Below are 13,800 nucleotides of genomic sequence, written 5' to 3' on the forward strand. Positions count from 1 at the left end.
GTTATTGTTTTGTTGTTCATCATATACAAAATCAGCGCGGAAAAGCGACAGATCTTTCTCTCTCAGCATCGACATTTGTTGCTATTCCCCCTACTATGCCCGCTTTATCGCTCAATTCATCCGGCCAGACAAAGATTTTTATGATTACGTTTTCCGACATCCAATTACTGCGCGGCGGTACACCGCTGCTTGATCAGGCATCAGCAACGATTCATCCCGGGGATAAAATCGGTCTGGTGGGCAAAAACGGCTGTGGTAAATCCACCCTGTTTGCCCTGATCAAAGATGAACTCTCGGTCGATGCCGGCTCTTTTTCTCTGCCTGCACAGTGGGAAATGGCCTGGGTTGCTCAGGAAACACCGGCTCTGGAACGTGCCGCTCTGGAATATGTTATCGATGGAGACCGCGAATACCGGATGCTGGAATCCGAACTGATGCAAGCCGAGCAGGAAGATAACGGTACACTAGCCGCTGAACTGCACGGAAAAATAGAGATGATCGGTGGCTATACAATTCGTTCCCGGGCTGCTGAACTGCTGGATGGACTCGGTTTTACCCAACAACAGATGACCTGGAACCTGACACAGTTCTCCGGTGGCTGGCGTATGCGTCTGAATCTGGCTCAGGCTCTGCTGTGCCGTTCTGATCTACTGCTGCTCGATGAACCGACCAACCACCTGGATCTGGATGCTGTGATGTGGCTGGAACGCTGGTTGCAGAGTTATCCGGGCACACTGGTACTGATTTCTCACGACCGGGATTTTCTTGACCCTGTAGTCAACCGTATTATCCATATCGAAAACCAGCAACTGAATGAATACACGGGTAACTACTCATCATTTGAAGAACAACGGGCTCAAAAACTGATCCTGCAACAGGCAATGTATCAGAAACAGCAGAAACAGATGGCGCATATGCAGAGCTATATCGATCGTTTTCGCTATAAAGCCTCCAAAGCCAGACAGGCTCAAAGCCGGATCAAGGCTCTGGAACGGCTGGAAAAAGTACTTCCGGCTCAGTTCGATAATCCGTTCAGTTTTGAATTCAGGGAACCGGCAGCACTGCCGAATCCTATTTTGATGATGGATGAAGTGGCTGCCGGATACGGCGATAACATGATCCTGGAACAGATCCGGCTGAATCTGGTTCCGGGCAGCCGGATCGGCCTGCTGGGCCGCAACGGTGCCGGTAAATCAACTCTGATCAAACTCCTGTCCGGAGAGTTGCTTCCAGCGGGTGGCGAACTGACATATTCCCAGGGGGTCAAGATCGGTTACTTTGCCCAGCATCAGTTGGAAACCCTGCATCCGGAAGAGACACCACTGCAACACATGATGCAGATTGCACCGGAAAAAACCGAACTGGAACTGAGAAACTATCTGGGCAGTTTCGGTTTTCAGGGCGATAAGGCTCTGGACAAAGTCGCCCCTTTCTCCGGCGGTGAAAAAGCCCGTCTGGTACTGGCTCTGATTGTCTGGCAAAAACCGAACCTGCTGCTGCTCGATGAACCGACCAACCACCTGGATCTGGATATGCGTCAGGCGCTGACCCTTGCCCTGCAGACCTTTGAAGGCGCCATGGTTATTGTCAGCCACGACCGGTATCTGCTGCGCGCTACGACGGATGACCTGTATCTGGTTCATAACCGTCAGGTTGCGCCTTTTAATGGCGACCTGAACGACTACTACAAATGGCTGACCGAACAGAGCAAGGCTGAGAAAAAAGAAGCCCAGCCTGCTGGTGCAGAAAAAGACTCCGCCAACAGCGCCGCAGCCCGCAAAGATCAGAAACGCCGCGAAGCTGAGTTCCGCAAGCAGACTGCCCCCCTGCGCAAAACGCTGGAAAAGCTGGAAAAACAGATAGATAAACTGGGTGAAACACTGGCGCAAGCGGAAGAACAGCTAGCGGATACGGCACTGTATCAGGCTGAAAATAAAGCCAGACTGAATGATGTCATGGCACTGCAGGCCAGCGCAAAATCAGAGCTGGAAGAGGTGGAAATGGAGTGGATGGAAGCACAGGAAACACTGGAACAGATGACTGCAGAATTTGAACAATAGCATCCTGTTTTCGCCATATTTAGAGGACAGTGCCATGACTGGCACTGCCTTTTTAATAACCAACCTAACTGATTATTCTTTCGAAAATCTGGCATCAAAAGGCGACAATTCCTCCCCCTGAATCGTGAGCGCCTGATAGAGTTCCGGTCTGCGACCACGAATCCAACGCCTTCCCGTACACATATTCAGTTCTTCAGCCTTCAGGTCTGCAATAACCATATCATTATCAACACTATCTGTTTCCGCCATAATTTGTCCGTATGGGCTAATGATCATTGCATTTCCGGTTCTGACTTCATCCATGTCGACACCAACACCATTGCTGAATATCAGAAACATGCCGTTATCATGAGCCCGTGAGGGTAACCAGCGCATTAGCCATTCACGCCCTTTCGACCCTTGCATCTCCGAACGAATGGCTTCAGGGTTTTGTTTACGGTCATACCACAGCTGTGTATCAATGAGCCCCATTGCATTAGGACTGCGAGAGTGACAGCCACCGGTTTGATGTGGTGCAATGAGGATATCTGCACCTTTCAATGCTGTAATTCTGGCGTTTTCGACCAGATTGTTATCCCAGCAGATAAGTATACCCACACGGCATCCGTGTGGCATATCAAAGACGGTATATTCATTGCCACTTGTCATATATTTACTGACGAAAGTATGCAGTTTCCGATGCCTTGCCAACTGACCGTCAGACATCGCCATTACGTAGGAATTGTAGAGGTTTCCTGCGGCGTCCTTTTCAATTAAACCGGCTCCGATACTGATGTTGTATTTAACGGACATATCTAACAAAATCTGGCAGGTCTCTCCCTGCGGAACATATTCAGAAAGCGCACGAATGTCTGACTCGCTTAGCGTTGAAACATGCCAGTATCCTGTGATGCACATTTCAGGAAACACAATAATTTTAACATCTTGCTGTGCTGCTTTTTCTACGTAATGTTTGATGACTGATAGGTTATAGCGCTTATCATTGGCCCGGTGATTAAACTGAACGGATGCAACACGTACGTCTTCCATAGAGCGGTCCTTTTACTGTTATGAGTTAATTCAATCAGTATAAAAAGCCTGTTACATTCCGTATAATGAGTAATAGTCCTTATTCAATGAGTATTTGGAATGGATTTAGATCAACTACGTACTTTTTGTCAGCTGGCCGAGGATGGTAACTACCGGGTAGCCTCTGAACATCTGTGCATCACACAATCGGCCTTAACCAAAAAGATTCAGCGTCTGGAGGCACATACAGGGCTTGCTCTATTTGACAGAGGAAGACAGGGAGCTTGTCTGACTCAGGCAGGTCGGACTCTCTTACCCGAAGCCCGGCGTATGTTGAAAAGTCTTGAAGCTTTTCAGGCTCTAACGAATTTAGTTATTGAAGGAACAACGGGTTACCTGAACATAGGGTTCGGAATATCGTCTTATCACCTCGCTCCCCGGTACATCGCTCAGTTTAAGCACATTTTTCCGAATATCCATATTACACTCAACGACATGCCATCACACTATCAGACAAAAGCACTACTGCGTGGCGAACTCCAGCTTGGTTTTAACCGACTTCCGGTTGCTACGCCACTAAGAGGTGTAAAACTTTCTTCAGATCATTTGGTTGTCGCTATTCACCAGAGCCGGATCATTGATGAAAGCAACGTGTGGGATTCGTTACTTCATTTGGATTATTTAAGACTTAACCCAGAACGTGGGCAGGGTTTGAGCAAGCAGATAGAAACCCTGTTCATAGAACGCAACCAAGTTCTGCACCCAGTACAGGAAGCCGATGATATTTTAACACTTTTAGCATTAGTGTCTGCGAATTTAGGCTTTACCATTGTCCCCGCCAGCGTTAAGTACATCACCAATGATAATATTCGCTTTATCCCATTAAGCAGATCCGGCGCCGTGTGGGATATTGGCTTGATCTGGAATGAAAATATAGATAATCCTGCCAGAGATAATTTTATTCAATGTATTGTTGAGGAAAAATCCAAAAACCTCGCTTCTGGGAAGCTTCATCTTGATTTAAAGTCATGACGTAGATTTTAGAGCCAGAGGAATATGATAGATTGTATGGTTAATCATTAAGTAAAATTGGTTGCATTCTTTTTCATAGAAAACATTTAAAGTAAGGCACTATCCAATGAAAACGTGCCAATTTCACGGTATGATTTTCTAACTCAAACGTCTTAAAAGTTGCCAGAAATGAACGAACTAGAACAACAATTCCTGAAAGAGTTAGAAAAGAAGCTGTGGAATGCCGCAGATAAGCTCAGAGCAACGCTAGACGCCTCGCAATACAAACACGCTGTATTGGGTTTAATCTTCGTAAAATACGTGTCTGATGCTTTTTCGATGCGTCAGGATGAGATTAAACAACAACTGATTAACCCAGACCACGAATACTACCTAGACCCTGCGGATTATTCGGAACAAGAATTAGCAGAAGAGATCGCTGTAGAGCTTGAGCAACGTGATTTTTACACCGAGAAAAACGTATTCTGGCTACCAACCGAATCTCGCTGGAAGTTCCTGCAAGATAATGGCCCGATGGTGATTGGTGGTGCGGACTTGCTTATTGATGGTAAGCCCAAGAAAATCACCTCTGTAGGTCACCTGATTGATAATGCACTGGAAGGTATTGAGCGTGATAACCCGAAACTGAAAGGTGTGCTGAATAAGCACTACGCGTCTCTTAAGATCGATCAAGCTAAACTGAATGAACTGATTAACCTGATTGCGACCATCCCGTTTACTCACAAATCGCTCAACAGCAAAGATATTCTTGGTCATATCTACGAATATTTCCTTGGTGAATTCGCCCTTGCTGAAGGCAAGAAAGGCGGTCAGTTCTACACGCCTGCTTCTATCGTAACTCTTATCGTTGAGATGATTGAGCCATTCGAAGGCCGCGTGTATGACCCTGCGATGGGTTCCGGTGGCTTCTTTGTTCAGTCCGAAAAGTTTATCGAGCGTTATGCGGGTAAAAACGATATCGACCCACTGACGCAAAAGCAGAAGATCTCTATTTACGGTCAGGAATACAACTACACCACATGGCAGCTTGCTGCAATGAACATGGCGATCCGTGGTCTGGATTACGATTTCGGTAAAGAGCCTGCCAGTACCTATACCAATGACCAACATCCTGATCTACGTGCCGATTTCATCATGGCTAACCCTCCATTCAACATGAAAGAGTGGAATACAGGCGTTGATGATAACGATCCGCGCTGGGTATACGGCACTCCGCCATCAGGTAATGCTAACTTTGCTTGGATGCAGCATATGCTGTATCACCTTGCGCCTGAAGGGTCACAAGCGCTTCTATTGGCGAACGGTTCGATGAGTTCAAGTACCAACAACGAAGGCGAAATTCGCGCCTCACTGGTTGAGAACGACTTAGTTGAATGTATGGTGGCACTGCCGGGGCAATTGTTTACCAACACACAAATTCCAGCCTGTATCTGGTTCTTAACCAAAAACAAGAAAGCTCGTACTGATAAAGCTGGCCGTAAGTTGCGTGATCGCAAAGGCGAAGTGCTTTTTATTGACGCACGTAACCTTGGTTATATGAAAGACCGTGTACTTCGTGATTTCACTCGTGATGATATCCAGAAAGTTGCTGACCTATACCACGCTTGGAAAACCGGACAAGAAGTTAATGGAGTAGCATACGAAGACCAAGCAGGCTTCTGTAAATCAGCAACTTTGCAAGAGATTAAGAAACACGATTTTGTGCTCACTCCGGGACGTTATGTTGGCGCGGCAGATGAAGAAGATGATGGTATTCCTTTTGCCGAGAAGATGGCAACGTTAACGGAAAAACTGAGTGAACAATTTGCTGAGTCAGCCAAGTTAGAAGCGGACATCAAGAAGAACTTGCTGGGGTTAGGCTATGAACTTTGAGCCAACAGAACACAACTTACTCTCTGATATCAAACAGGTTATTGAACAGGCGAGAAATCAGGTAAAGCAGACGATCAATGCGGCTATGGTGCAAGCCTATTGGCAGATTGGGCGTCTGATTGTGGAAGATGAACAGCAAGGGCAAACTCGTGCTGAATACGGCAAAGCGCAGTTAAAGCAACTCTCTGATCTGCTAACTAACGATTACGGCAAGGGATTTGACGTAACAAACTTGCGTAATATGCGCCGTTTTTATCTGGCATTTGGAAAACGAGAGACAGTGTCTCTCGAATTAAGTTGGTCGCACTATAATGTGCTTTCTCGGATTGAAAACCCAACGGCGCGAGAGTGGTATCAACAAGAGGCCGTATCACAAAACTGGAGTGTTCGTGCTCTGGAACGCCAAATTGGTACGCTATATTACGAGCGCCTGTTAGCCAGCAAAGATAAATCACTGGTGGAACAGGAAGCGAAGCAAAAGACACAACCTTTGGCGACCACTGCGAAAGAGTATTTGCGTGACCCTTATATTCTCGATTTCCTTAATCTACAAGACAAAACCTATCAGGAATCCGATTTAGAACAAGCCATTATTTCCAACTTGCAGCAGTTTTTATTGGAATTAGGAAAAGGCTTTGCTTTTGTTGAACGTCAGCAACGGATCCGTTTTGATGATGAAGATTTCTATATCGATTTGGTGTTTTACAACTTTAAGCTCAAGTGCTTTTTACTGGTCGATCTGAAAATCGGTAAGCTCAAACATCAGGATGTTGGGCAGATGGATACCTACGTACGTCTCTATGATGACCAATACAAAGGCGCTGATGATAACCCGACTATCGGTTTGGTGTTATGCAGTGAGAAAAGTGAGGCTGTGGTGAAGTATTCGGTGCTCACGGAACAGAAACAACTGTTTGCCGCTAAATATCTGCCTTACCTGCCCAGCGAAGAAGAACTAAAACGTGAATTGCAACGAGAACGTCAACAAGCACAGCAAGCATTAACCCAGCAGCAGAAGAGTGATAATGATGAAGAATAAACTAAGCGCTGCCGTGGGATCAGCCAAGTTAGAAGCTGAGATTAAAATGAATTTGGCGGGGTTGGGTTATGAGTTGTAATTGGATTGAGATTCCTCTTGGCGATTTTATTGAATTAAAAAGGGGATATGACCTTCCCAAAAGTAAGAGATTGGTCGGTCAAGTTCCTATTGTCTCTTCAGCAGGTATCTCTGATTATCATTCTGAATCTAAAGTTGAAGGCCCCGGTGTAGTGACTGGACGATATGGAACGATTGGTGAAGTATTTTATATTGAGGAAGATTTCTGGCCGTTAAATACAACTTTATACGTCACAGATTTTAAAGGGAACTGTCCCGAATTTGTATATTACCTCTTAAAAACTTTTGATTTTCATAAGTATAGTGATAAGGCTGCTGTTCCCGGAGTGAACAGAAATCATCTACATATGGAAAAGGTTCGGGTTCCCCAGAATGTTTTTTGGCAGGAAAAATTAGCTAAATATTTATCTAAGTTAGATAGAAAAATCGTACTAAATACACAAACCAACCAAACTCTAGAAGAAATGGCACAAGCCATCTTTAAATCATGGTTTGTCGATTTTGATCCGGTGAAAGCCAAAATGAATGGTGAACAAGCGGAGGGGATGGATGAAGCTACTGCCTCGCTTTTCCCCGAAAAGCTCGTTGAGTCTGAATTGGGTTTGATTCCTGAGGGGTGGAAAGTAAGCACGCTATCAAGCTTGATTCAGCTTACTGGTGGCGGAACTCCAAAGCGTTCGGAAGAAACATATTGGAATGGTGACATCCCTTGGTTTTCAGTTAGAGACGTGCCACCAGGAAGCAATGTATTTGTTGTTGATACCGATGAGAAGATTACCGAACTTGGCTTAAATAAATCCTCGACTAAGTTGCTTCCGAAAGGAACAACAATTATCACAGCTCGCGGTACGGTTGGTAAGTTAGCCCTTGTCGGTACTGACATGTGTATGAATCAGTCTTGTTATGGCATTCGAGGTAAAGAGGTTGGAGATTACTACAACTACTTCAACCTGAAGCAAGCTGTAAGTACACTCCAGCAGAACACTCACGGAGCTGTATTCGATACGATTACAACAAAGACTTTTGATACTTACTCGTTAGCTTTTGGTGGTGTTGAGCTAGCTAATCAGTTTGATGCTTTGATAGCGCCTCTCTTGCAAAAGATAGAGGCTAACGTTCGTCAAAATATCGAGCTTTCAGCTCTACGTGACACACTGCTTCCTAAATTGCTTTCCGGCGAAATCGAGTTAGGGGAAACCGAAGAAATGGTAGAGGTAAGTTGATGATGAACCATTTCCGAGCATATTCGTAATATCTTTAAAAAAGGTGAATTGGTTGAAGAAGCAGTTGTTGCAAAAAATGCAACAACTGCCAAAGACGGTAAAGTGTAAGACTTTTATGAGCGACTAAGAAGTCTTCGTTAGCCCATAATAAAAAGGATCCCATGTGCAGATCACTGAAGACCAACTAGAACAGCAGTGCCTTAATTGGTTTCAAGAGCTAGGTTACCAATACAAAAATGGCTATGAGATTGCTCCTGATGGCGACGCACCTGAGCGAGACGATTATCATCAGGTCACGTTACGTCAGCGTTTAATTGATAAAATCTCCGCGCTCAATCCTGATCTTCCTAACGATACTTGTGTCGAAATAGCGAAAACCGTTGCCACACCTCAAACGCCCATTCTGATTAAAAATAACCGAGCCTTTCACAAATATCTTATTGAAGGTGTGCCGATTGAGTATTCGGTCATTGAAGAGGGGCAGTGGGTCACCAAGCATACACACGCTCGCTTAATCGATTTTGAAAACACAGCGAACAACGAGTTTTTGGTGGTGAATCAATTCACCATTACAGGAACCAAAGGCAATCGCCGTCCTGATGTCGTGGTGTTTATCAACGGCCTACCAATCTCGGTTATCGAGCTGAAAAACCCGGCTGATGAACATGCCGATATTTGGCATGCCTATAATCAGATCCAAACCTATAAAGATGAAATCCAAGATCTGTTTGTTTTCAATGAATCGCTGGTTGTCAGTGATGGCGTGACCGCCCGTGTTGGCTCTCTCACGGCGAATAAAGAGCGTTTCCTTCCGTGGAAAACCGTTGCTAACGAAGACGATAAACCACTATTCGAATTTCAATTAGAAACTATGGTTCGAGGCTTTTTTAAGCCTGATTTATTACTCGATTACATTCGATACTTTGTCCTGTTTGAAACCGACAACGATACCATCATCAAGAAAATTGCTGGTTATCACCAGTTCCATGCGGTGCGAGCTGCGGTTGCGGCAACCGTCAAAGCCAAACAAGCTGAATGCGAATTATCGATGGTTGCAGACAGCATGGGGCAATACCAAGTTCAAACAACAAAAGGCTTGGACAAAATCACAGCAGGCAGTGGTAAAGCTGGCGTGGTTTGGCATACGCAAGGCAGTGGCAAAAGCATCTCTATGGTCTGCTATGCGAGCAAGTTACTACAGCAACCCTCGATGAATAACCCAACGATTGTGGTTGTGACTGACCGCAACGATCTCGATGGGCAGCTTTATAACACCTTTGGTATGGCGCAAGAGACACTAAAACAAGTGCCGCAACAGGCGGATGGCAGAGATGAACTGCGAGATCTATTACTTAATCGACAGTCTGGTGGAATTATCTTTACTACCATCCAGAAGTTTGCCTTGCTGGCAGAAGAGACGGAACACCCCGTTCTCTCGACCCGAGCCAATATTGTTGTTGTATCGGACGAAGCACACCGCAGCCAATATGGTAATAAATCGAAGCTGGTTGAAGTGAAAGGCGACAATGGCGCAGTGATGTCGCATAAATATGTCTACGGTTACTCTAAATACATGCGTGACGCATTGCCCAATGCGTCGTTTATCGGTTTTACCGGCACTCCTATCGCAATGGATGACAAAGACACTCGCGGCGTATTTGGCGAATATGTCTCTATCTATGATATTCAAGATGCCGTCGATGACGGTGCTACTGTACCCATTTACTATGAATCTCGTCTTGCTAAGCTCGATATTAACCAAGACAAGATTGAACAGCTTAACGACGAAGTCGAAGACGAAATCGGTGAAGATGAAGAAACCGAAAGCCGTGAAAAAATTAAATCGCAATGGGCCGCGCTAGAAAAGCTGGTTGGCGCAGAGCCTCGCATCAGACAAGTCGCGCAAGATCTGGTTAATCACTTTATTACTCGCACAGAAACGTTTCCTGGCAAGGCGATGATAGTCGCCATGAGTCGTGAAATCTGTGTTGACCTCTATGACGCGATTATTGCTCTCAAGCCAGAATGGCATAACGATGACCCTAACAAAGGGGCGATTAAAATCGTGATGACGGGCAGCGCGTCGGATAAAACCAAGATGCAGCCACATATTCATGACAAGAAAACCAAAAAGCTATTCGAGAAACGCTACAAAGATACCCAAGATGAGCTGCAACTCGTGATTGTTCGCGATATGTGGCTAACAGGCTTTGATGCGCCTTGTTGTCATACCATGTATATCGATAAGCCAATGAAAGACCATAACTTGATGCAGGCAATTGCCCGCGTTAACCGTGTTTTCAAAGATAAACCCGGTGGTTTGGTGGTGGATTATCTTGGTATTGCCAATGAATTAAAGAATGCTTTAAAAACCTATACCAACAGCCAAGGTAAAGGCCAACCCACTGTGGACACAGCGGAAGCCTTTGCCGTGTTAATGGAAAAAATCGATATTATCCGTGGCATGTTTGCAACGCCTGTGGATGGTCACGTTTTTCACTATCGACCGGATTTCGAAACCGACGCACTGCGTCTGTTGCCCGGTGCCTTTAACCATCTATCCGGCTTATCTCATACCGATAGCAATGGCAAAGTCATCCGTGATGGTAAACGTCGTTTCTTGGATGTGATGGCCGCTCTGAGCAAAGCGTATTCGCTATCTAACACCATGGACGAAACCAGTGGTTATAAGAATGAAATTGCCTTCTATTCAGCCATAAAAGCGGCGTTTATGAAGCACTCTAGCGTCGATAAAAAGCGCACGGATGAGGAGCGAAATACCGCACTGAAGCAGATCCTCAATAATGCGATTATTGCCGATGGTGTGGATGACATCTTTTCGATGGTTGGTTTAGATAGGCCAAACATTGGCCTGCTCTCCGAAGAGTTCTTAGAAGATGTTAAGAACATGAAAGAGAAAAACCTCGCGGTTGAATTACTTGAAAAGCTACTGCGTGATGAAGTGAAAGCACGGATGAAGAATGATGTGGTGCAAGAGAAGAAATACTCTGACCGTATCCTTTCGACGCTCAACAAATACCATAACCGCAGTATCGAAACCGCTCAGGTGATTGAAGAGTTGATCCAATGGGCAAAAGAGATGCAAGAAGATGCAGAGATGCTAGATAAGCTCAACCTGTCTATTGATGAAATCGCCTTCTACCGCGCCTTAGTTGAAAATGAATCTTCTGTGCGTGAATTGGGTGATGACAATCTGCGAAAGCTTGCGATTGAACTGACTCATCAACTGCGACAATCCGCTACGGTTGATTGGCAAAAGCGTGAGAGCGTTCGCGCTCGAATGCGTAATCTCGTGCGTCGCTTGCTGCGCAAATGGAAGTATCCACCCGATGCGGCGGAAGAGGCGATTAAGCTTGTTCTTGAACAGGCTGAGGTGCTGGCGGATGGTTGGTACCGTTAACAGCAAGAGAAATACAAAATCGTATATAAATCGTTCCCCCCACTATTGCAAAAAAAATGAGGAGAAGAGCAGAGACAGAGGGGTTGCTCTTCTCCCCAATGGACAAACAGGTTTAACCCATCACTTTGTTCGGTAGCCAGGTCACAATATCCGGGAATAGCATACAGATAATCAGAACCACCAGCTGTACCAGAATAAATGGCGTGACCGATTTATAAATATCCATCATGGTGATGCCTTTCGGCGCTATCCCTTTCAGATAGAAGAGAGCAAAACCGTATGGCGGAGTTTGTACCGCGATAACAATATTCAGGATCATCAGTACCCCGAACCAGATCGGATCATAGCCCAACGCCACAGCAACCGGCGTAAAGATCGGTGCACACATCAGTACGATAATAAACTCATCGATCACAAAACCCAGCAACAACATAATGATCTGGAACATAATGATGATCATAATCGGCGGCAGATCGATATCCTGCGCAAATCCGGCCACCATACTCTGTACCCCCATCAGCAGATGGAAGTTACTGAAAACCGAAGCCCCCAGAATAATCCACATTGCCACACTGACCAGAGTCGCAGTCTGCAACCCGGATTTCATAATGATGGCAGGCTTAAAGCGTTTGAACAGAATAGAAAGAATAATCGCTCCGACGACACCGATCGCACCGGATTCTGTCGGCGTTGCAATGCCGGCAATAATACTGCCCAGCACAGCAACAATCAGCAGCAGAGAAGAAGCACCGTCACGAATGGTTCGGAACAGTTCATATCCTTTCGGCACTTCAATCTCGTTATCGGCATCCAGCGGGGCTCTTTCCGGTCTGATTTTGCAAGAAATCACCACGTAGCTGATCAGCAAAGTAATAGTAATCAGAGCCGGAACCATCGCGCCCAGAAACATCTTACCGACAGAGTTTTGCGTTGCCGAAGCAAACATAATCATAGGAATACTAGGCGGAATAAGGATCCCCAGCGATCCACCGGCCATAATCACACCCAGTGCCAGCCGCTTGTCATAACCACGCTCAAGCATCGGCTTCAAAGCGATACTGCTGGAGGTCATGATTCCGGCACCGATAATACCAACCATGGCTCCGATCATCGAACACACGCCGATAACACTGATTGCCAGAGAGCCACGGACACGGCCGATAGCCAACTGGCTGGCATTGAACATGGCATCACCAATCCCGGAACGGGTCAGGATTTGTCCCATATAGATGTAAAGCGGAATAGCCAGAAGAATAAAGTTAAAGAAAGTAGACTCAACCGTAGTCGGGATAATATTAAACAGAGCCTCTCCCCAGACAACATAACCCACACCCATGGCTATTGCGCCTAATGCCAGACCAACCTGAGCCCCTAAGGCAAAGGAAGCGAGAATACACGCCAACAAAATCAGGGTTAACCACTCAATACTCATTGGCACTCTCCTTGGCCTTCATTACTACTTTTGTCGAATCGACCTTGAAAGGCTGTTCAGCCATGGCGGATTCGAACTCTGAGTCATCCAAAACCAGCATCCTGCCGGTCAGCAGATAAAACAGATTATCGATAAATTGGACGGAATACTCCGCAACGAAAATAGCGGCAGAAACCGTAATCATCAGCCAGAAGTGATGCACTGCCGGTGCCCATTCACTCTGGGTACGATAGTTCAGCTTCAGGCTTTCCAGAAAATGTTCACCACAGGTTTTAACCATAATGAGCAGAAAACCGATCGCTAAGATACCAGTCACCAGATTAAACAGCCGCTGTACCTTCTCCGGCACGGTTGCATAGAAAATATCCACATTGATATGCGATCCTTTCTGTTGCGCATAAGCCCCGCCAAGTGCAGAAATATAGCCAAACAGAAACAGGGATACATCGTAAGCCCAGATAGTAGGGGCATCCAGGATATAACGGGCAAACACTTCAAAAGCAACAATACCGGCCAGCACAGGCATCAGATAGGAAACCGATTCCCCGATACGCTTCACGATATAACGCACACCGCGGCAGTACAGCAATAATATTCTTTCCAACATAAGCACCTCAAACCAGACAAGGTGAGCC

The 13,800-nt window shown here is 45.8% G+C and carries 9 protein-coding genes; 6 read left to right on the forward strand and 3 right to left on the reverse strand.

What is annotated here, in order from left to right; all coding sequences use genetic code 11:
* Positions 1-140 precede the first annotated feature (140 nt).
* The gene (locus CSW98_RS13455; RefSeq protein ID WP_100800995.1) at positions 141-2,060 is read left to right on the forward strand and encodes an ABC transporter ATP-binding protein; all 1,920 of its coding nucleotides are present in this window, start codon (positions 141-143) and stop codon (positions 2,058-2,060) included.
* Positions 2,061-2,132: 72 nt separating this feature from the next.
* Here the strand turns inward: CSW98_RS13455 and CSW98_RS13460 are convergent, their stop codons facing one another.
* Positions 2,133-3,089 (reverse strand): nitrilase family protein, encoded by a 957-nt coding sequence (locus CSW98_RS13460; RefSeq protein WP_100800996.1) that lies wholly within the window; start codon positions 3,087-3,089, stop codon positions 2,133-2,135.
* 99 nt (positions 3,090-3,188) lie between these two features.
* Here CSW98_RS13460 and CSW98_RS13465 point away from each other — a divergent pair, with 99 nt between their 5' ends.
* The 5 genes from CSW98_RS13465 to CSW98_RS13490 all read left to right on the forward strand — a co-directional run bounded on the left by CSW98_RS13465 (position 3,189) and on the right by CSW98_RS13490 (position 11,733).
* Positions 3,189-4,100 carry a LysR family transcriptional regulator gene (locus CSW98_RS13465; RefSeq protein WP_100800997.1) on the forward strand — a complete coding sequence of 304 codons (912 nt, stop codon included), beginning with the start codon at positions 3,189-3,191 and terminating at the stop codon, positions 4,098-4,100.
* A gap of 168 nt (positions 4,101-4,268) precedes the next feature.
* Complete coding sequence (locus tag CSW98_RS13470) at positions 4,269-5,972, forward strand: class I SAM-dependent DNA methyltransferase (RefSeq protein ID WP_100800998.1); 1,704 nt, start codon at positions 4,269-4,271, stop codon at positions 5,970-5,972.
* On the forward strand, positions 5,962-7,011 hold the full coding sequence (locus CSW98_RS13475) for a PDDEXK nuclease domain-containing protein (protein ID WP_100800999.1): 1,050 nt from the start codon (positions 5,962-5,964) through the stop codon (positions 7,009-7,011). The genes CSW98_RS13470 and CSW98_RS13475 overlap by 11 nt, the downstream gene beginning before the upstream one ends.
* A gap of 68 nt (positions 7,012-7,079) precedes the next feature.
* Positions 7,080-8,312: a restriction endonuclease subunit S gene (locus CSW98_RS13480; RefSeq protein WP_100801000.1), complete on the forward strand. Its 1,233-nt coding sequence runs from the start codon at positions 7,080-7,082 to the stop codon at positions 8,310-8,312.
* A 163-nt stretch (positions 8,313-8,475) separates the two neighbouring features.
* Positions 8,476-11,733: a type I restriction endonuclease subunit R gene (locus tag CSW98_RS13490; RefSeq protein ID WP_100801001.1), complete on the forward strand. Its 3,258-nt coding sequence runs from the start codon at positions 8,476-8,478 to the stop codon at positions 11,731-11,733.
* A 112-nt stretch (positions 11,734-11,845) separates the two neighbouring features.
* Here the strand turns inward: CSW98_RS13490 and CSW98_RS13495 are convergent, their stop codons facing one another.
* Positions 11,846-13,165, reverse strand: a complete 1,320-nt coding sequence (locus CSW98_RS13495) for a TRAP transporter large permease (RefSeq protein ID WP_100801002.1) — start codon at positions 13,163-13,165, stop codon at positions 11,846-11,848.
* Positions 13,155-13,772: a TRAP transporter small permease subunit gene (locus CSW98_RS13500; RefSeq protein ID WP_100801003.1), complete on the reverse strand. Its 618-nt coding sequence runs from the start codon at positions 13,770-13,772 to the stop codon at positions 13,155-13,157. Before CSW98_RS13500 ends, CSW98_RS13495 begins: the two co-directional genes overlap by 11 nt.
* Positions 13,773-13,800: the final 28 nt, after the last annotated feature.

This window comes from Vibrio sp. HA2012, from assembly GCF_002812955.1.
In the GTDB taxonomy this organism is placed as follows: Bacteria; Pseudomonadota; Gammaproteobacteria; order Enterobacterales; family Vibrionaceae; genus Vibrio.